Origin of the sequence: Rathayibacter sp. SW19 (assembly GCF_030866825.1) — a bacterium.
Classification (GTDB): Bacteria; Actinomycetota; Actinomycetes; order Actinomycetales; family Microbacteriaceae; genus Rathayibacter_A; species Rathayibacter_A soli.
Window position 1 is genome coordinate 403,577 of sequence record NZ_CP133020.1, and the last position, 19,890, is coordinate 423,466.

Genomic DNA, 19,890 nt, shown 5'->3' on the forward strand with positions numbered 1-19,890 from the left:
GGCGCTACTTCTCCTGCACCGCGTGTGCTCCGCCCGCGGTTCCCACTGCCTGCACGCGGATGCCCGCGGTGTCGGCCGTCGGTTCGACCAGCGCGCCCATGCTGTCGGCTGCGCGTTTCGCGAAGGCTTCGGCCTGGTCGTCGGCCGCTTCCTGCAGTGCGGACTTGGCTCGCAACGTCGGCGTCTTGAAGAACAGGGCGAGCACGAACGCGATCAAGACGACGATCATCGCAACCCAGTAGATCTCCACCGTCGACTGGCTGAATCCGACGAGGAACGGTTTAGTCAGTCGCGGGTCCGCACCGTTCAAGAACGACGTGTCATTGATCGCGCTGCTGCCGCCGGACAAACTCGTCGACGACTTCATCTTCTTCTCGATCGTCGGAGCTGACGCGTTGATCACCGTGCTGCGCACGCTCTGCTTGGAGAAGTCCAGCGGCTGCGCTGGAACTTTGGCCGATGCAACGTCTTGTGGAACGCCCTGTTTGACGAGCGCGGCGACACCGGCCGCATGTGCGCCCTCCTGCGCACCCTTCTCGATCGGGGTCACGATCTTGCTGTAAATCATGTTCATGATCTTCGCGTTCTCCGGCGCGCTCGCCACCGTCGGCGTCATCGCAGCGTTCAACGCACTCTTGAGCGTGGCGTTTTCCGTCAGCGACGATTGGATGTTCAGCGGCATCACGGTGAACAGCAACGACAGCAAGACGGCCGTTCCGAGCGTCCCACCGATCTGCCGGAAGAACGTCGACGCACTCGTGGCAACGCCCATGTCCCGCAAGCCCACCGAGTTCTGGCTTGCGATCGTCAGGGTCTGCATCAACTGGCCGAGGCCGAGGCCGATCAACAGCATGGCACCGGCAACGAACCAGTACGACGAGTCGTACTTCAGGAAGGTCAGGTAGAAGAATCCACCGGTCAGGAACGCCGTACCGAGGATCGGGTAGATGCGGTACTTTCCATTTCGCGCGATCAACTGGCCGCTGGCAATCGACGCGATCATCAGACCGAGAATCATCGGCAGCATCTGGAAGCCGCTCTCAGTCGGCGTCGAACCGAGCACGATCTGCAGGTAGAGCGGGATCGTCATCATCGCGCCGAACATGCCGAAGCCGACCAGCACACCGATCAGCGTCGCCATCGAGAACGTCGAAGAGTGGAACAGGTGGATCGGGATCAGAGCATCATCCTTCATGCGGATCTCAATGAAGATGAACGCGATGACGCCGATCAGGCCAACGACGTAGCAGCCGATTGCGATAGCGCTGCTCCAACCCCAGGTCTGGCCCTCTTCTGCGACCAGCAGTAGCGGCACCAACGCCACGATGACAGCGGTGGCACCCCACCAGTCGATACGCACGGAATGCCTGCTGATCTTCGGCAGGTGCAGGAACCGCAGCACCATGGCGAGGGCGATGAGGCCGATCGGCACATTGATCAAGAACACCCAGCGCCAACCCGCGATCCAGAGGATCGAGCTGGTGCCCGCGAAGAGCCCGCCGATCAGCGGGCCGATGACGCTCGAGACGCCAAACACCGCAAGGAAGTAGCCCTGGTATTTTGCGCGCTCGCGTGGCGCGAGAATGTCACCCATGATCGCCAGCGGCATCGACATCAGGCCGCCGGCACCGAGACCTTGCACGGCGCGGAACACGGCGAGCTCGATCATCGACGACGAGAAAGACGAGAGGATCGAGCCGATGATGAAGACCACGATCGCGAAGATGAACAGAGGGCGGCGGCCGAAGATGTCGGAGAGCTTGCCGTAGATCGGAGTCGAAATCGTCGACACGATCAGATAAGCGGTGGTGACCCAGGCCTGCAGGCTGAGCCCGTGCAGATCGTCACCGATTGTGCGGATGGCGGTTCCGACGACGGTCTGATCGAGAGCGGAGAGAAACATCCCCGCCATCAGGCCGAAGATCACGAACATGATCATCCGGTGGGTCATGACCGGATTGGCGGTGCGCGCCAACTCGGGTTGTGGTGCAGCGTCGGCGTGTGACATTGATCCTCTTCAAGGGGGGAGGGATGTCGAGGCCATCGACATCCACCGTCGTTGGCAGGCACAAAAGTTTGCGCAGGGTGCAAAGTTACACCCGCGCACCGTCTGAGGCAATGCGTTGCGGCTGTGCATCCTCTCCGTTCGCCAGCGGCGAACTAATTGAATCCCTCAGCTGTGCACAGGCGTTTCTGAGGCCGGCAGGGTAGCTTGTCCGGATCGTTATGCGCCCCTTTCACGACTTCCCCAACGTTTCTCGCGCACGACGGCGGCGTCATGCCGCCATCGTCGTATTCAGCACCGCCGTCGCTCTGGCTCTGGTCGGCTGCACTGCCGCTCCGGATGCCGGGCACACCGCCGGGTCCCCTGCAACGACGGCCGTCGCGACTCCGGCCGTTGCGTCCGTGTCATCGGCGGTTGCGTCAGTGGTGGAGCAGCAGACGGTGACGATCACCGGCAGGGCGCTCGGAAAGGTGAAGACCGTGCAGTTCGGCTCGCAGGCCGCCGAGATCACCGGCAAGCGCACAGCGGACAAGCTCACCGTGACGGCGCCTGCGGCGGCGAACTATCAGCCGACCATAGTGCCGGTCACACTCCTCGACGGCCAGGGCAAGCCCATCGCCACCAAGCCCGCCGCGTACGCATATACGGCGAGCAGTGGAGTGGCGAAGCAGCTCGAGTACGCGCTGACGTATTGGAAGAGCTACAACACTGCCGAGTACGGTGACCTCAATCCGGTCGGTGGCGACTGCGCCAACTTCGTCAGCCAAACGCTCGTCGCACGCGGCTGGACCATGAACGACGAATGGTACAACCACGATGCTGCAGGCGACTGGAGCCCCGCGTGGGGATACGTGCCCGCGATGGATGATTACTTCGCCAGCAACGCGGCGTCGCTTGGGCTGCAGGAGTTCAACTTCGATCAACGCAGTCAGATCGCCGTCGGCGACATCGTCGTCTTCGAATGGAACGGTGACACCTCGCCGGATCACGTGCAGGTCGTGACGAAGGTCACGAACGTGAACGGCACGATCAAGATCGAGATGGCCAGCCACAACGACGACTACGACTTCCGTGATCTGGACAACGAGATCACTGTGGAGCACCCGGGGGCAACAGGGCATTTCTGGCATTTGACACGCTGACTGGGGCGAGCGCCACGGCTGCGAACAGCGCGCGCGGCCCTAAGCTCGATTTGTGACTCTGCGACGTGCGCCCAAGCGTGTGTATCGACGGCGTCGGGTGATCGTTCTCTCGGTGAGTATCGGCGTCGTCGCAGTGCTCGCCACTGCCGCCGGGGCCATCGCGGCCTGCACGACGATCTCACCGCCGAGGGAAACCGCCTCTACGCACGACGCTGCGGGCCGCGCTGAACCCAGTTCCACGCCGCCTGGCCCGGCCGCCCGGCCGACACCGACGGCACTCGGCCAACCGATCCCGGTCGTGACCTTCGACAAGGGCGCGCATTCTCTCGACGACCCCGCGAGCATCTGGGTGATCGCAAACAAGTCGCGTCCGCTCAATCCGAAAACCTACGCACCCACCGACCTTGTCTATCCAGACGTGCCGAATGTGAACCACCAGCCGATGCGACAGGAGACGGCCACTGCGCTCGTGGCGATGTTCGCCGCCGCACGCACGGAAGCGGGGCTGGGCTTGTCCGTGCAGAGCGCGTATCGCTCGTATGACACGCAGGTGCGGGTCTACAACCAGGATGTCGCGGCCCACGGGCAGGCGTATGCCGATACAGACACCGCTCGGCCGGGCACAAGCGAACACCAGACCGGGCTGGCCGTCGATATCAGCGCGGTGCCGGCATCCTGTTCTCTGGACGCCTGCTTCGGCACCACGCCGCAGGGCATCTGGCTCGCCGCCAACGCTTGGCGGTTCGGATTTCTGCTGCGCTACCCGGCAGACAAAGTCGCCGTGACCGGGTACACCTACGAACCGTGGCACTTCCGTTACATCGGCACCGACCTTGCGGCGCAGCTGCACAAGACCGGGGTGACAACGCTCGAGGAGTTCTTCGGTGTGCCAGGGGGCACGGTCTACCCGCAGTGACGCAGCGTCGATTGCTACCCCGTTGGTCGAGTATGCTGCCCCGTTGGTCGAGTAGCCCGCGAGCGCAGCGAGCAGGCGTATCGAGACCCCGACAGGTCGGCTCACGGGCCTGGGTACAGTCGCCCTTCGACAAGCTCACGGACAGGCGCGCCCCACTCGACCGCCGGTAGCTCAGGCGATCGCCGCGTCGACGATCGCGCGCGCCTCGGCTTGCACCCGGCGCAAGTGTTCGAGACCGAGGAACGACTCCGCGTAAATCTTGTAAACGTCTTCCGTTCCGCTCGGCCGTGCGGCGAACCAGGCGTTCTCGGTGACGACCTTCACGCCGCCGACCGCCGCGTCGTTGCCGGGAGCCCGCGACAGTTTCGCGATGATCGGCTCTCCGGCCAACTCGGTGGCGACGATCGCGTCGCCGTCGAGCTTGCCGAGCGCGGCCTTCTGCGCCTTCGTCGCGACGGCATCCACCCGCTCGTACACAGGGTCGCCGAACTGTTCGGTCAGTTCCCCGTACAGCTTCGACGGACTCTTGCCCGTGACCGCGATGATCTCTGCGGCCAGCAGTGCCAGCAGGATGCCGTCTTTGTCTGTCGTCCAGGCGCTGCCGTCCATGCGCAGAAAGCTTGCGCCGGCGCTTTCCTCGCCGCCGAAGCCGACCGAGCCGTCGACCAGCCCGGGAACGAACCATTTGAACCCGACCGGCACCTCCCACAGTCGGCGCCCGAGCGAGCTCGCAACGCGATCGATCATGGAAGAGGAGACGAGGGTTTTGCCGATGGCGGCATCCGCTCGCCAGTTCGGTCGATGCGCGTAGAGATACTGGATCGCGACGGCGAGGTAGTGGTTGGGGTTCATCAGCCCGCCATCCGGCGTGACGATGCCGTGCCGGTCGGCATCCGCGTCGTTGCCGGTGAGCACGTCGAAGTCGTCTTTGCGGGCGAGAACGGATGCCATCGCCGACTTGCTCGACGGATCCATGCGGATCTTGCCGTCCCAGTCCAGGGTCATAAAGCCCCACCGGGCGTCGACGTTCGGGTTGACGACGGTGAGGTCAAGCCCGTAGTGATCGCGGATGGTCGCCCAGTAGCTGACGCTCGCGCCGCCCAGCGGATCGGCGCCGATCTTCACTCCGGCCTTCTTGATCGCGGCGATGTCGATGATGTTCTCGAGGTCGGCCACGTAGTGCTTGCGAAAGTCATACGTATCTACGGCGCTGGCCTGCGCACGCCGCACCTCGCGCATGCCGTCTGCGATGATCTCGTTCGCCCGGTTGGCAATCCAGGAGGTCGCGTCGCTGTCGGCCGGGCCGCCGTGCGGCGGGTTGTACTTGAAGCCGCCGTCGCGCGGAGGGTTGTGGCTGGGAGTGACAACGATGCCGTCGGCCAGCCCAGCCCCAGCGCTTGCCGTTCCGGTCGCTGCGCGTGCCGCTCCGGTCGCTGCCCTTGCCCCTCCGGTCCCTGAGCTTGCCCGTCCGGTCCCTGAGCTTGCCGAAGGGCCGCCACTCGGCCCGTGCTTCTTGTTATACGCGATGATCGCGTGACTGACCGCCGGAGTGGGCGTGTAATCGCCGTGCGCGTCAACACGCACGTGCACACTGTTGCCGACGAGCACCTCGAGTGCCGTCGTCTGCGCCGGTGCGCTGAGCGCGTGCGTGTCTGATCCGATGAACAGCGGGCCGGTGATGCCCTGCGCAGCTCGGTACTCGACGATCGCCTGGGTCGTGGCGGCGATATGGTCGTCGTTGAACGCCGTGTCGAAGGCGCTGCCTCGGTGGCCGCTCGTGCCGAAGACGACGCGCTGGCCGGGGATGGACGCATCCGGCTTCAACGTGTAATACGCATGCACGAGCGCCTCCACGTCGATCAGGTCTGAATCCTGGGCCGGAGTTCCCGCGCGATCGTTCATGCCCCCAGTCTGGCACCGCGGCTCCATTTCCAAAACGACGGAGATTCTGCAGGAAACGCCGACCGTGCGCGGCGCGCGGCGGCCTGTCGCGCAGGATCTCCGTCGTTTTGTGAGCGCCACGAGTGTTCTAGGCTCAGGGGCATGAGTGTGAGCCCCGGCAACGAAGAGACCTACAGTTTTCTCGGCCCGACCGGCACGTTCACGGAGGCCGCTCTCGCCCAGGTGCCCGAAGCGGCGGGCAAGCCGTGGCGGGCCGTCAACAACGTGGGGGAGGCGCTCGCGGATGTCGTCGAAGGCCGCAGCGTCGCCGCGATGATCGCGCTGGAGAACTCGATCGAGGGCGGCGTCACCGTCGCACAGGATGCGCTCGCAACGATCCCGGGGCTGCGGATCATCGGTGAGTACCTCGTGCCCGTCGGTTTCGTGCTCGTCGCCCGTGCGGGCACGACGCTGGCCGACGTGAAGACCGTCGCGGCGCATCCGGTCGCCTATGCGCAGTGCCAGACCTGGCTGAACGAGAACCTGCCGGAGCACGACCAGGTCCCCGCGTCGAGCAACGTTCAGGCTGCCGCCTCACTTCTCGTGACGGATGCCGTCGGGCACTTCACCAGTGCAGCCGACGCTGCGATTGCACCCCCGAACATCCTCGACCACCTCGACAACCTGGTCGTGTTGGCAGAGGGCATCATCGACAACCCGAACGCGATCACCCGGTTCGCGCTGGTCAGCCGCAGCCGCCGCATCCCGCAGCCGACCGGCGCGGACAAGACCAGCCTCATCGCCGAGCTGCCTGACGATCAGGCCGGAGCCTTGCTCGGTCTGCTCGAGCAGTTCTCGACCCGCGGCATCAACCTGAGCCTGATCCAGTCGCGGCCGATCGGCGACGCGCTCGGGCGCTATCGCTTCGTGATCGACGCCGACGGTCACGTGCACGAAGAGCGGATGGCGGATGCCCTGCTCGGGCTGCGCAGATTCAGCCCCAAGCTGATCTTCCTCGGCTCGTACCCACGCGCCGACCACGTGCCGGTCGACTATCACAATCGCTACAGCGATGACGTGTTCATCGAGGCGCGCGACTGGTTGCGCGGGTTGCTCACCGAGGAACCGGACGACAACGAGTCCGCCGCGGCCGGCGGCTGACCGCTCGATCGTTGCGCCCGCCGGATGGACGGTGCGGTGCGGGCAAGGAGGCCGGATGTCATCGAAAGACGAAGCGCGGCGGCAGCCTGATGCGGCCGGCCCGCCGGAACCGAGGATCGACCCCCGCTTCGACCCCGCATTCCAACGCGGCTATCGGCCGGGCCACGCCGCGCCACGGCACGACGCGGTGCCCGAAAACGTGGGGAACGACGCCGTGGGGAACGGCGCCAAGGGCCCGGGAAACGCAGCCTCGGAAGAGGTCGCTCCGTTCGATGACGAGGCCCAGAACTTCGAACCGCGGGCGTTCGAACCGGCGAACTTTGAACCGCCGGCTTTCGAACCGCCGGCTTTCGAACCCCGGGCTCCGCGCACGAACCCGTACCTGAGGGCGCTGTGGATCATCGGCATCGGGTTCGTCGTCGCGGGGATCGGGCTGCAACTGTGGGCGCAGACCGAAGCGGTGAACGTGTCGTACGATCCGCGGGGCGGAGTTCCGTTGAACGCCGTGCTTCTCAACCTCGCATACTCTGTTGGCGGCCCACTGATCACGACTGGGCTCGCGACGGTCGTCGGCCTGCTGTTCCTCCTCGCCGTTCGCCATCACCAGGGGCAGCGTCGGCCATGAGCCGATTGGTGTGGGCGGTTGGCGCATTCGCCGTGCTGGCGCTGCTTGCGGCGGCCGCACTCGAGGTGTTCACGTTGTCGGCGCAGCCAGCAGGGGTGATAGCGGTCAACGGCAGCATGACGCCCGTCGTTGTCATGCTGAGTTTGGTGCCCGCCTGGATCCGAATCCTTATGACCCTCGGACTCACCGCCGGGGTCGGTGTGCTCTTCGCGCTGGCCGTGCACTGGGACAGGCGAGCGCTCTAGTGCGGTACCTTCACGACGAGAGCACCGGCATCCGCCCACAACCGGATGCGCGTGACGGCGCCGAAACTGTCGCCGTCCAACTCGACCTCCTGAGGTTCGTCGACACGGATGGTGACGCCCCGACCGCGCAGGTAGGTCAGCATCTTCGAGGTGTCTGACCCGGTGTAACGCACGATCCTGCGTCCGAGCGCACTTCGGCGCAACACGCGGTCTTCCCAACCGACCTTGCGCCAGATCGTCAGCCAGCCGAACAGGTTGCGCGGTTGCAGCACGGCGATGTCGAGTTCGCCATCATCCAACTCGGCGCCGGGCATCAGTTCGATGTTTCCGGGGAGCACTCCGCAGTTGCCAGTCAATATCATCCCGACGTGCGCTGAGTGCTCACTCTGCCCATCGATTCGGTAGCGGATGTGGATCTTATCCGCACCGGGCAGTGAACGCATGCCGCTTTCGACATATGCAAGCCAGCCGACGCGCTGTTTGAGTGCTGAATTCGTGTTGGCGATCAACGCGGCGTCCAGACCGAGACCGGCCATCACCACGAACCCGTCTTGGAATTGCGTGCCGTCCGCCCTGGTGAACTCCGCAACGCCTGCGTCAATGGTGCGGTCGGCGCCGGAGAACGCAATCGCGACGGATTCCGCTGTGTCCGACAGCGGCAGGCCCAGGTTGCGCGCGAGGAGGTTCCCGGTGCCACCTGGAATGATTCCGAGCGAGACCCCGCTGCCGCGAAGCGCGTGCGCAACCGCGCGCACCGTTCCGTCGCCGCCGGAGGCCAACACAAGCTGGGCTCCTGCAGCCAGCGCCTGCGCCGCCATACCGAAACCCGGATCCTCCGCGCTCGTCTCGAGCCACAGCGTGTCCGTCCACCCGCCCGCACGAGCGGATGCTCTCACCGCCTTTTTCAGGACCTTGACGTTGTCCTTGCCCGGGTGGAAGATCACCGCGGCGCGCCGAACCTTTGAGACGGGGGGCAATGACGCGGTCACCCCCCTTACCGTACTCGTATGCGCACAGCAGGCGACATGGGCGCGCTTGCGTAGACTTGCCGTGTGATCGATCCCGTCTTGCTCCGTGACAACCCCGACCTGATCAGGCGCTCGCAGGAGGCTCGCGGAGACTCCCCGGAACTCGTTGACGCCGCACTCGAAGCGGATGCCGCTCGCCGCGCCAGCATCGCGGACTTCGAGTCGCTTCGGGCGGAGCAGAACGCGTTCGGCAAGCGTGTCGCTGCCGCCCAGAAGGATGAGAAGAAGGCGCTCGTCGGCCAAGCGCAGGATTTAGCTGCGCGCGTCAAGGCCGCGCAACGCGCATCCGCCGAAGCCGATGATGCATTCACCGACGTGGTGCGCCGACTCGGCAACGTCATCATCGAGGGCGTACCAGCCGGCGGCGAGGAGAATTTCAATACGCTGCGCACCGTTGGTGAGATCCCGACGTTCGACTTCGAGGCTCGCGACCATCTTGAGCTGGGCGAGTTGCTGCACGCCATCGACATGACGCGCGGCGCCAAGGTCTCGGGCACCCGTTTCTACTTTCTCCGCGGCGTCGGTGCACTGCTCGAACTCGGCATCATGAACATGGCGCTCGACAGGGCGATGCGAGCCGGTTTCGTGCCGATGATCACGCCGACGCTCGTGCGGCCGGAGATCATGCAGGGCACCGGGTTCCTCGGCGAGCATGCCGACGAGGTGTACCGGCTGCGCGACGACGACTTATACCTCACCGGCACGAGCGAAGTCGCGCTCGCCGGCTACCACGCCGATGAGATTCTCGATCTTTCAGACGGAGCACTGCGCTACGCGGGCTGGTCGACCTGCTACCGGCGCGAGGCCGGCTCTGCGGGCAAAGACACGCGGGGGATCATCCGAGTGCACCAGTTCAACAAGTTGGAGATGTTCGTCTACACGTTGCCGGAAGATGCAGAGGCCGAGCATCTGCGGCTGGTCGGCATGCAGGAGGAGATGCTGCAGTCGCTTGGTCTCAGCTACCGCGTGATCGACGTGGCGGCAGGCGATTTGGGTTCCAGTGCCGCGCGCAAGTACGACATTGAGGCCTGGGTGCCCACCCAGGGCGCGTACCGCGAACTGACCTCGACATCGAATTGCACGACATTCCAATCGCGCAGGCTCGGCTCCCGCTACCGCACCGAGAGCGGCAAAACGGCTCCGGTCGCCACATTGAACGGCACCCTTGCGACGACCCGCTGGCTCGTCGCCCTGTTGGAAACACATCAGCGCGCGGATGGGTCCGTGCTGGTTCCGCAGGCATTGCAGCCGTACCTGGGCGGCATCGACGTGCTGCAGCCGGCTGCCCAGTGACGGGCGACCGCCTGCTGATCGCATTGGATGTCGACGGCACACTCATCCATGAGGACGAGTCGATCGGCGACCCCGTGCTCGACGAAGTGCGCAGAGTCGCGGCGCTCGGCCATGAGGTGACGCTGGCAACCGGCCGCAGCTGGGAGGCTGCGCACGGCATCCTCGAACAGTTCGAATTGCAGCCGGAATATGTCGTGTGCTCCAACGGCGCATTGACGATGCAGCGCGATCGCGAGGAGCCCACGGGGTATAGACGCGAGCGCGTCGAGACGTTCGACCCGGGGGAGGTGTTGCGACGCATCCGCCCGTATCTGCCGAGTGGAACGTTCATGGTTGAAGATGCGCACGGTTTCCGGCGGTACACCGCCGGGATGAGCGACTGGTCGTTGACGAACGGCGCCGAGGTGTCGTTCGAAGAGCTGGCGGGGCATCCGGCCAGCAGGGTTGTGGTGATGTCGCCTGACCACGATCAGGAGTCGTTCCTCGACATCGTCGGGCAGATGGGTCTGCACAAAGTCAGCTATGCGATCGGCTGGACGGCCTGGCTCGACATCGCACCGGAGGGCGTGAACAAGGCGACCGCGCTGGAGTGGGTGCGCGGGCGGCTGGGCATTCCGCGAACGGACGTGGTCGCGGTCGGCGACGGGCGCAACGATATCGACATGCTGAGTTGGGCCGCGGAATACGGTTGCGGCATCGCGATGGGGCAGGCGCCCGACGAAGTGAAGGCTGCAGCGAACGAGGTGGTCGCATCCGTTCTTGATGACGGGCTTGCCGAGGTGCTCGCGGGCATCCGGCGCTGACGCGCTCGGTGGTCGAGTAGCGAGCGCCAGCGAGCGTATCGAGACCAAGAGGCCCGCGCCCTTCCAGCGCTCTGCCAGAGTCTTGTGACATTCTGGGAAGCCTGCCGCACGTCTACCGGTCTGCCGAAAGTGAGTGAATGAACGAGCTGCGCCCCCGTCACAACCGTCCTGGGCGACCGGCGACCCTTGCGCGGCACGGTCGGCTGCGGGCATCTCGGCCGTGGCGCACGATCGCGAAGATCGCTGTCGCGGCCGTGACCGTCGCGCTCGTGAGCGGCACGTCCATCGCCGCCATTGCCACCTGGGATGTCGCGGCCAGCGCGAAGAAATCGGTGGCGCTTGTCGACAAACACGGCAACACCATCGTTCCTCAGGTCGGGGCGATGGATGGCGCGTTCAACGTGCTTCTTGCAGGCAGTGACAGCGGCGACGGAAATCCGGCCTACGGCGACCGCGGCGAGAACCTCAACGACGTGACAATGCTCTTGCACGTGTCGAAGGACCACAAGAATGCGACGGTCGTGAGCTTTCCGCGCGACATGTATGTGTCGATTCCCTCCTGCCCCGATCCGTCCGGCGGGTCGTTCTCCTCGATGAGCTCGCAGAAAATCAACACGACGCTCACCTACGGCGGGCTGCCGTGCACGGTGCTGACCGTTGAGAAGTTGACGGGCATGACGATTCCGTATGCCGCGGTCATCCAGTTCGATGGCGTGATCGAGATGTCTAACGCGATCGGCGGTGTGCCGGTTTGCGTGGCAGGAGCGATCACGGACCCATACACCGGGCTCAATCTCAGCGCCGGGCAGCACACGTTGCAGGGTGCGGATGCACTCGCCTTCCTGCGCACCCGGCACGGCGTCGGCGACGGCAGCGACCTCGGCCGCATCAGCAACCAGCAGGTCTTTTTGTCGTCGTTGATGCGCACGATCAAGAGTGCGGACACCCTGGCGAACCCCGCCAAGGTGTATGGCCTCGCGAAGGCAGCTGTCAGCAACATGACTTTCTCGAACGGGTTCAACAGCGTTCCGACGCTGGCGTCGATGGCGATGGCGCTCAAGGACATCAGCCTCGACCAGATTGTGTTCGTGCAGTATCCGAACTACTACCAGGGTGATGGGGTTGCACCGGATGTGTCATCTGCGACGGCCCTGTTCGGTGCCCTTGCCAGCGATACGCCGATCTCACTGACTGGAACGACAGGTATCGGGTCCGAAGCAGACCCGAACGCGCCGGCATCCTCGGGTGCCGCCACACCGCCCGCGACGTCTGGCCCGAGTTCGTCTGCGTCTGCGGCTCCCAGCGGCACGCCGACGGACGTCGCGCTGCCCGAGAATGTGCACGGCCAGACCGCGAGCCAGTACACCTGCTCGAAGCCGTTCCAAGACTGACAGCGGTTCGCCCGCGCGGATTCGTGTTGGCGTGTGTTCGCAGGGCCTGTGCACAGTCGGCGGATGCAGCGCCGGGTGGTCGAGTAGCGAGCGCGAGCGAGCGTCAGCGCCCCGGTGGTCGAGTAGCGAGCGCCAGCGCCCCGGTGGTCGAGTAGCGAGCGCCAGCGAGCGTATCGAGACCAAGAGACCAAGAGACCAAGAGACCAAGGGACCAAGAGACCAAGAGACCAAGAGACCAAGAGACCAAGAGACCAAGAGACCAAGAGACCAAGAGACCTCGTGCGGGGTCTCGATACGCTCGTTCCTCGCTACTCGACCAGCGGAATCGCTCAAGTCCACGACTTTGAAAAGGCCCTCGTGTGTTCGCACGCTCAATTGCGCGTCGATTAGACTCATGCCTTGACCGGGGCGCGAATTCGCGGCGCGGATCAGGAGGGCTGTCCGAGCGGCCGATGGAGCCAGTCTTGAAAACTGGTGAGGTGAAAGCCTTCGTGGGTTCGAATCCCACGCCCTCCGCGTGAGTATTGAGGTCGACCACATCGGCGAGGCAGTCCCGCCCCGCCGGGAGGGCGGTCGGGCCGCGGCACGGGCGCGAGCACGCGGTCGTGCCGGTGTGGGGGCGGTGCGACACGGCCGACGGAAGCGATCGCATCCGCTCGTAACGATCGCGAAGATCGCGGCCAGCGTGCTCGTCGTGGCGCTGATCAGTTCGATCTCGGTGGCCGCGATCGCCACCTGGGAGGTGGCAAGCACCATCAAGCCCGGCATCAAGTTGGCCCACCTGCCCGGCGTGAAGGTGGCGCCTGCCGGGCAAATTCCACAGATCGGTGCAATCCAAGGCGGCGTCAACCTGCTGCTGGTCGGCACGGACACCCGCACTGACCAGGGCGGCGCGTTCTCCAGCCAGGACCAGTTGGACGGCAGTTCGGGCGCCGGCAACAACGATGTGACGATCCTGATGCATATCGCGCAGGATCATCAGAGCGCGACGGTTGTGAGCTTTCCGCGCGATCTGATGATTCCGATCCCGTCGTGCCCGGACCCGACCGGCGGCTCGTTCTCGTCGATGACCAGTCAGATGCTGAACTCGTCGCTGACCTACGGTGGGCTGCCCTGCCCGGTGCTCACGATCGAGAAGCTGACCGGGCTCACCATCCCGTTTGCGGCTGAGATCACCTTCGACGGTGTCACCGCGATGTCGAACGCCGTCGGCGGTGTGAGCGTGTGCCTGGCGACCCCCGTGAAGGACGAATACACGGATCCGCAACTGGATCTGCCCGCCGGGGAGCAGACGCTCGTCGGGCCGGTCGCGCTCTCATTCCTGCGTAGCCGGCACGGCATCGGCGACGGCAGCGACCTCGGCCGGATCAGCAATCAGCAGGTGTTCCTGTCTGCGCTTGTGCGCAAGATCAAGGACGGCGGCGTGCTGTCGAACCCGCTGCAGCTGTATCCGCTCGCCAAAGCGGCGGTCAGCAACATGCGACTCTCCGACACGTTGGAGGACCCGTCGACCATGGTGCAGATCGCGCTGGCCTTGAAGAACATTCCGCTGGCGAATGTCGTGTTTCTGCAATACCCCGTGTTCACCGATCCGGACAATGTCGATCGCGTGGTGCCGGACACGTCATCCGCGCGAGTACTGATGGATGCCCTGGTCGCAGACCAGCCGGTGCAGCTCACGGGTACCACCGGTCGTGCCGCCGAGGTGAACACGGCTGCGCCGGTTGCTCCGGATGCGACGCCCACGGATGCGACGACGCCTGCGTCTACAGACGCGGCCTCTCCGCCCGCGACGGCGACTCCCGGCGCGACGGCTGTCGCGCTGCCGTCAAGCATCGTCGGCCAGACGGCGGCGCAGCAGACCTGTACCAAAGGCAATAACTGACGCTGACTGCTGCGGTGGTCGGCGTTGGGGCTGGTCGAAGCTCCAGGTAGTGGGCGGCGGCGCCAGTTCTGCGCCAGTTGCTGTGGCCTGCGCCGGTTGGTGTGGCGCATACTGCACAAAGTGGCGCGCGGCACGGCTCACGGCCTGTTTGCGCACTTCCAGTGGCGGTTCGATCGCGGGCCCAGCGTCCGTTATGATTGTCGTCGTGTGTCGCGCGAGTGGCCCACGAGGAGACGTCGCATAGTTCGGCCTAGTGCACCACCCTGCTAAGGTGGAGACCCCGTAAGGGGTCCGAGGGTTCAAATCCCTCCGTCTCCGCCATCTTTCTTTCTCTGGTGGACCGCTGAGTGCTTCGTCCTGAACCAGTGCCAAACTAGAGCACGACTGTCGAAACGACTAGTTCAAGACTGTCGAAACGACTAATCTAAGACTGTCGGAACGATTAGTTTGCACTTGTCGAAACGACTAGTTCACGACCGTCCAAGTGCTAGGTTTGGGTCATGGAGTACCGGCGCCGCGTCATCGACGATGTGTTGGACGCCTCTCTGCCAGGGCTTGCTGCGATCGCGTTGGAGGGAGCGAAAGGCGTCGGCAAGACGGCGACGGCGTCCCGACGGGCCACCACGGTCATCTCGCTGGCCGACCCGCGGAACCGGGCGAGCGTCGCGGGGAACTACGACCTCGTAGCCGAGGTCGATCCGCCGGTGTTCATCGACGAGTGGCAGTTGGAACCGCAGGTGTGGGATCGCGTGCGGCAAGCTGTCGACGCCGACCCGACCGCGGGCGGGCGTTTCCTGCTGGCCGGTTCTGCGGGCATCGCGCCGGGGGTGCGCATCCATAGCGGTGCGGGTCGGATCGTGAGCCTGACGATGCGGCCGATGGCGCTCAGCGAGCGGGACGTTCAGGTCCCCACCGTCTCCCTGCGTTCCCTTCGCACCGGCAGCGCGACGATCGCAGGGGCGAGCAAGCTGGGCGTCAAGGACTACGTCGAGGAGATCCTGCGATCCGGGTTCCCCGGCATCCGTGACCTCGCACCGGGTGACCGGGATCGCCAACTCGACGGGTATCTGGCCCGGATCGTGGAGCGCGACATGCCGGACAACGGCATCACTGTGCGCCGACCCGCCGCGCTGCGCGCCTGGCTGCGCGCCTATGCGGCGGCGACCGCGTCGACGGCTGACTACACGAAGATTCTCGACGCCGCCACCGCCGGGGAGCCGGACAAGCCGGCCAAGGCCACCATCGACGGGTACCGCGAGCACTTGCGCCGCCTCTACCTCCTCGACCCTGTTGAGGCGTGGACTCCCGCCTTTGCGCCGCTCAAGCGCCTCATCTACTCGCCGAAGCACCACCTGGTCGACCCCGCGCTGGCCGCACGACTCGTCGGCGTTGGCGCGAAAGGGCTCTTGCTGGGAGAGGGCGAGACCGTGTCTCCGGCGACGGGAACCTGGCTCGGGGCGCTGTTCGAGTCGCTGGCCGTACAGTCGGTCCGCGTCTACGCCGACGCGATGAATGCGCGCGTCGGCCACCTGCGCACGAAGAACGGCGACCATGAGGTCGACATCATCATCGAGACAAACGACACCCGATGCGTCGCCTTCGAGGTCAAGGTATCCGACACGATCCACGACGATGACGTGCGCCACCTCCACTGGCTCCGCGAACAGCTCGGTGACCGGCTTACAGACGCCGTCGTCCTCCACACTGGCCCCTACGCTTACCGCAGGGCGGACGGCATCGCCGTCGTACCACTTGCTCTACTCGGCCCGTAATCGACACGAAATGGGGCTCTTCAGGAACCGCGCCAGGTGACCCCCAGGTGACCCCGCGCCTCCCGAGGATGCCGTTTCGGGCCGATTCTGGCGTGTGAGGAGTGCAGGGCGTGTGAGCCGTGCGATGCCCGGACTTCCCTGTAAACACAACGGAATGGGGACCGGCCAGGCTAGAACCGCAAGAGAGACGTCGCATAGTTCGGCATAGTGCACCACGCTGCTAAGGTGGAGACCCCGTAAGGGGTCCGAGGGTTCAAATCCCTCCGTCTCCGCAGTTATTTTACCTGGTCAAATGATATTTCTGCGACGAGAACCTAGGCTCGTGGCAACAAATTGGCCGCAGCCTAATTCATCCAGGCTGATCGTAACTGTGGCGAGGTAATTGGCCCGGAGAATGATTACGCCTACCTGGATCAGGGCTTCACAGACAAGACGATGACCCGCGCCGGGTATGAGAACGCCATTAAGGCGCGATGGGCTGGCGACGAGTTCCTTGGCCCGGCGATGGATAGGTTCGCGCGCAACGCCCGCGATTCGTTACCTATCGCCAATGAGCTCACTGAGCTCGGCGTGGCGTTGAACATCGGGGGAGTGCTCTACCAACCGGACTCTCTAATGTCGCGGCTGTTCACCACGATCCTCGCGGTGGTCGCTCGGCAGAAGGCATCTGCTATGCACGACCGCACCCAGAGGTGTTGGATTAGGTGTCTTATTGGGTGGCGTTGCGGCAGACTTGGCACATGATGAATCTTGCGGTGCGTCCGATCGAACGGGTGGTTCATCGTGTCGACGCGGTGCGCGGCGACGTGGTCTCGATTGTGTCGCGTCTACAAACGGTAATCGGCCGGGAAGTGGTGGCGATGATCACTGGCCGGGGCCCGCGGTAGGTGACTCGGTGGATCGCCGCGGGCGCTAAGCCTCCGATGCGTGAGATGCAGCTGATCCGGGACACGGCTCACCGTCTAAGGCGCGCTGCCCCCTATCGATATTAAGGATCCCGCAACGCACACCGCGCTGACCGTTCTGGCATTGGACGTCTTCGGCCGGATCGGCATTGGCAAACTTGACGTCGCGACGGTGCGCGGTCCGAGCCGACTCCTAACCCGGGCTGTCGCAAGCTGGGTCTACAGCCAGGTCGATGACCATGGTCCTGCGCTCTACGCCGGCATCTGCTGCGTCTCACGCCTCGGTGACTTTGAGTGCTGGGTGATCTTCGAGGGAACCCCGGTGAGACGCCGCGGCGTCGAACCGATCACCGCGCTCTACGCCGACGTCCGATCGGTCCTGGACCTGTTCGGCAGCACTCTGGCGTAGCCGGTGTCGATCGGATCCCCTTCGTGCGGATCCGCAAAGATCGGCTCGACGAGAAACCCATTCGCTAATCGGTGAGATACGCGGCGGGATGAGGCAATTTTCGACACAATCAGACTCTGCCGAATTCCACGGATCTCACGCTACGACCTGTGGGCGACCGGGGAGTGTCTTGGAATGCTGTAGGTGTCTTAGACAGCGCACCTCGTGTGTACGTGTCTGGCAGTAGGGCTCAATGTCGGGCGCATCCATCGGGCCGCGGTTAATCGGCTGCCCTCGTCTATTTGATCAAAAAGGGCGACTCGCCGAATTTCTGCAGGGTTTACGAGGTTGAAACGTGGGTGTCGAAGGCGGGTGAATCGCTCAGGCTGTCCAATTCGGCTCGTTTCGGTGGGTTGGCGCAGGGAAGGGTGAGCCGGCCCGTCCGGAACAACGGTTCTTCAAACCGCTCCGTCAAATCATCGAGTCGATCAATGACACGCTCAAGATCCGACAGAACTCGGAGCGGCGGCGATGACGATGAGCAGGCCACTTGAGCCTGAGTGTTACACAGAGATATCACGCGCTCCGAGCGTTAACGATTTACCGGCGGCCAATCCGGAACGCGATGGCGCTATCGTTTGGCTAGCGTCGGATTGTCCGTCCAGGGCAATCTCGATGTCACGCACTGCGAGGAGTTAGCTTCATGCAACGAATTCTTCTTTTCACCAAGACCACCGGTTATCGTCACGACTCGATGGAGGCGGGTGTCGACGCCGTTACCCAATTGGCTGCGGCAGCGGGAGTAGTTGTGGACCACACGGAGGACTCAGCAGTATTTACCACGGATAGCCTTCAACGTTATGCTGCGGTCGTTTGGCTCAATGTGTCAGGTGACGTGCTCGATCAGGACGGTCGGCGTGCGTTTGCTTCCTATTTGCGGGCAGGCGGCGGCTTTGCGGCGATTCACGGACCGGCGGACGCGGAGTGGAGTTGGCCGGAGTACGACACCATTCTTGGTGCGCGCTTCCTCTTCCATCCGCGGGAGCACCAATTCCAACGCGCGACGATGCGCAGCGAACGGCACGGCCACGCATCGACAGCCGAGCTTCCGAACCCGTGGGTGTGGACCGACGAGTTCTACGCATTCAAGTCGAATCCGCGCCCACGGGTGTCGGTTCTGCTAACGGTTGATGAGTCGACGTATGACCCGGAATTGGAGCCGATGGGCGCGGATCACCCAGTCAGCTGGACTGCTCGCTATGGGGCCGGCCGCACCTGGTACACCGCACTTGGGCACAATGCGGAGGCGTACTCTGACGCAGAATTTCGTTCACACCTGTGGGGCGGCATCAGTTCGGTGATTGCAGACATCCGCAAGGTTGACAACTAGCTTACGGTCAGAATCTCGCCCGTTCGCGGTTCAGTCGTGGCTGCTTGCGTGTCAAGGCCTCCATTCCGGAACTCTCTGGGGGAGATGCCGTAGTGTCTGCGAAATGTCGTAGCAAAGTATTGACTTGACTGAAATCCGCATCCGACCGCAATATCGGTAATCGATCGAGATCTGTTTGACTGTAGGTCGCTCGCGGCGCGAAGAATCCGCCGGTGCGTGAGAAATTCCACTGGCGACATGTTAGTGATCTGCCGCACGTAGCCGCTGAATTGGGATCGACCGAGCCCGCAAGCGCGTGCCATTTCGGGCAAAGTCCATAGGTGGTCCAGGTGCGAGTCAAGTTCGTGGAGGTACATCTCGACAGCGCGGAGCGGTGACGTCAGCCCTTCGTCGGCGGTCATGTCTTGACTGTCGAAAGTGCGCAGCAGCGCCAGCAGAAGTTGACCGGTCGCGAGTTGCAGTTCTGACTCGATACTGAGGGAATCAGGATGAGTGGCTGCTTTTTGTAGCGCGTTGAATGCCGCTCGGATTTCGGGGCTGCCAGCCCAGACTGGCTTCTCGTTGTGTTGCAGGTGGCTAGTCAATCGCGTCAAATCTCCTCGACTAAGCCCAATCCAACTTGGCCAGTTCCATTGCTGATGAGGCCTGCGCACGCCGACATCGACAATGATCCATGCCAGGTGGGAGGCGCCGATCAAAGGATTGCCCACGCAGTGCTCTTGCCACGGCCTTGTGACCGTAATCTCGCCGGAACGCAAGTCCCATGATGACTCTCGCGTCGAGAAAGTGAGCGCACCGCGGTCGAGCAGCGTGATCTCAATACCCTCGTTTCTGTGCCAGTCCAAACCCCATCGTTGGGGCTTATTGGCGTTCCAGTAGCCCACGGTCCGAATGCCCTCGGCGACGCCAGCCGGAAGCGGGGTGCCGGGATACGTGCCGCGGGCAAGGGTGCGCAATTCAACCTCGCCGTTCGCAACAGCTTCTTCTAAAGGTTCGCAGGCATCCGCGAAGTAGACCTCGTCATAGTCCACGAACCGAGGTCGTTGAGCTTTACCAACTT

Annotated in this window: 18 protein-coding genes and 3 tRNA genes; 17 read left to right on the forward strand and 4 right to left on the reverse strand. The window is 64.1% G+C overall.

Annotated features, from left to right (window positions below; all coding sequences use genetic code 11):
• Window positions 1-4: 4 nt before the first annotated feature.
• Window positions 5-2,008, reverse strand: coding sequence for a DHA2 family efflux MFS transporter permease subunit (locus QU604_RS01915; protein WP_308467112.1), 2,004 nt, complete (start codon window positions 2,006-2,008; stop codon window positions 5-7).
• Window positions 2,009-2,226: 218 nt separating this feature from the next.
• Between QU604_RS01915 and QU604_RS01920 the strand changes: the two genes are divergently transcribed.
• Both QU604_RS01920 and QU604_RS01925 read left to right on the forward strand, forming a co-directional pair.
• Window positions 2,227-3,147, forward strand: coding sequence for an amidase domain-containing protein (locus QU604_RS01920; RefSeq protein WP_308467113.1), 921 nt, complete (start codon window positions 2,227-2,229; stop codon window positions 3,145-3,147).
• Between the two features lie 52 nt (window positions 3,148-3,199).
• Window positions 3,200-4,063, forward strand: coding sequence for a M15 family metallopeptidase (locus QU604_RS01925; protein ID WP_308467114.1), 864 nt, complete (start codon window positions 3,200-3,202; stop codon window positions 4,061-4,063).
• 171 nt (window positions 4,064-4,234) lie between these two features.
• Here the strand turns inward: QU604_RS01925 and QU604_RS01930 are convergent, their stop codons facing one another.
• A complete protein-coding gene (locus QU604_RS01930; protein ID WP_308467115.1) occupies window positions 4,235-5,965 on the reverse strand; it encodes a phosphoglucomutase in 1,731 nt (576 codons plus the stop codon).
• 141 nt (window positions 5,966-6,106) lie between these two features.
• On the opposite strand from QU604_RS01930, the gene pheA reads away from it, so the two are divergent.
• From pheA to QU604_RS01945, 3 genes are read left to right on the forward strand one after another with little or no spacing between them, the layout of a single operon-like run.
• Entirely contained in the window at window positions 6,107-7,105 is a 999-nt protein-coding gene (gene pheA / locus QU604_RS01935) for a prephenate dehydratase (RefSeq protein ID WP_308467116.1), read from the forward strand.
• A 55-nt stretch (window positions 7,106-7,160) separates the two neighbouring features.
• The gene (locus QU604_RS01940; protein ID WP_308467117.1) at window positions 7,161-7,730 is read left to right on the forward strand and encodes a hypothetical protein; all 570 of its coding nucleotides are present in this window, start codon (window positions 7,161-7,163) and stop codon (window positions 7,728-7,730) included.
• Window positions 7,727-7,975, forward strand: coding sequence for a hypothetical protein (locus tag QU604_RS01945; RefSeq protein WP_308467118.1), 249 nt, complete (start codon window positions 7,727-7,729; stop codon window positions 7,973-7,975). Before QU604_RS01940 ends, QU604_RS01945 begins: the two co-directional genes overlap by 4 nt.
• On the opposite strand, the gene QU604_RS01950 is transcribed toward QU604_RS01945, so the two are convergent.
• Window positions 7,972-8,964 carry a diacylglycerol/lipid kinase family protein gene (locus tag QU604_RS01950; protein WP_308467119.1) on the reverse strand — a complete coding sequence of 331 codons (993 nt, stop codon included), beginning with the start codon at window positions 8,962-8,964 and terminating at the stop codon, window positions 7,972-7,974. The genes QU604_RS01945 and QU604_RS01950 overlap by 4 nt on opposite strands.
• 63 nt (window positions 8,965-9,027) lie before the next feature.
• On the opposite strand from QU604_RS01950, the gene serS reads away from it, so the two are divergent.
• The 12 genes from serS (at window position 9,028) to QU604_RS02005 (ending at window position 18,830) form a co-directional block, all read left to right on the forward strand.
• Window positions 9,028-10,296: a serine--tRNA ligase gene (gene serS / locus QU604_RS01955; RefSeq protein WP_308467120.1), complete on the forward strand. Its 1,269-nt coding sequence runs from the start codon at window positions 9,028-9,030 to the stop codon at window positions 10,294-10,296.
• Window positions 10,293-11,099 (forward strand): HAD family hydrolase, encoded by an 807-nt coding sequence (locus tag QU604_RS01960; RefSeq protein ID WP_308467121.1) that lies wholly within the window; start codon window positions 10,293-10,295, stop codon window positions 11,097-11,099. The genes serS and QU604_RS01960 overlap by 4 nt, the downstream gene beginning before the upstream one ends.
• Before the next feature lie 137 nt (window positions 11,100-11,236).
• Window positions 11,237-12,490, forward strand: coding sequence for an LCP family protein (locus tag QU604_RS01965; RefSeq protein ID WP_308467122.1), 1,254 nt, complete (start codon window positions 11,237-11,239; stop codon window positions 12,488-12,490).
• A gap of 431 nt (window positions 12,491-12,921) precedes the next feature.
• Window positions 12,922-13,006 (forward strand) — tRNA-Ser (locus QU604_RS01970).
• Window position 13,007: 1 nt separating this feature from the next.
• Window positions 13,008-14,375, forward strand: coding sequence for an LCP family protein (locus QU604_RS01975; protein ID WP_308467123.1), 1,368 nt, complete (start codon window positions 13,008-13,010; stop codon window positions 14,373-14,375).
• Window positions 14,376-14,604: 229 nt separating this feature from the next.
• Window positions 14,605-14,696: transfer RNA gene (locus QU604_RS01980), tRNA-Ser, on the forward strand.
• Between the two features lie 179 nt (window positions 14,697-14,875).
• The gene (locus tag QU604_RS01985) at window positions 14,876-16,147 is read left to right on the forward strand and encodes an ATP-binding protein (protein WP_308467124.1); all 1,272 of its coding nucleotides are present in this window, start codon (window positions 14,876-14,878) and stop codon (window positions 16,145-16,147) included.
• A 184-nt stretch (window positions 16,148-16,331) separates the two neighbouring features.
• Window positions 16,332-16,419, forward strand: a tRNA-Ser gene (locus tag QU604_RS01990).
• Window positions 16,420-16,555: 136 nt separating this feature from the next.
• Window positions 16,556-16,891 (forward strand): recombinase family protein, encoded by a 336-nt coding sequence (locus QU604_RS22125; protein WP_409350051.1) that lies wholly within the window; start codon window positions 16,556-16,558, stop codon window positions 16,889-16,891.
• On the forward strand, window positions 16,888-17,034 hold the full coding sequence (locus QU604_RS01995; protein ID WP_308467125.1) for a hypothetical protein: 147 nt from the start codon (window positions 16,888-16,890) through the stop codon (window positions 17,032-17,034). Before QU604_RS22125 ends, QU604_RS01995 begins: the two co-directional genes overlap by 4 nt.
• A 142-nt stretch (window positions 17,035-17,176) precedes the next feature.
• Window positions 17,177-17,461, forward strand: a complete 285-nt coding sequence (locus QU604_RS02000) for a hypothetical protein (protein WP_308467126.1) — start codon at window positions 17,177-17,179, stop codon at window positions 17,459-17,461.
• 682 nt (window positions 17,462-18,143) lie between these two features.
• Window positions 18,144-18,830 carry a ThuA domain-containing protein gene (locus QU604_RS02005; protein WP_308467127.1) on the forward strand — a complete coding sequence of 229 codons (687 nt, stop codon included), beginning with the start codon at window positions 18,144-18,146 and terminating at the stop codon, window positions 18,828-18,830.
• Here QU604_RS02005 and QU604_RS02010 read toward each other — a convergent pair.
• Window positions 18,827-19,861 carry a helix-turn-helix transcriptional regulator gene (locus QU604_RS02010; RefSeq protein WP_308467128.1) on the reverse strand — a complete coding sequence of 345 codons (1,035 nt, stop codon included), beginning with the start codon at window positions 19,859-19,861 and terminating at the stop codon, window positions 18,827-18,829. The two genes, QU604_RS02005 and QU604_RS02010, sit on opposite strands and share 4 nt — an antisense overlap.
• Window positions 19,862-19,890 lie beyond the last annotated feature (29 nt).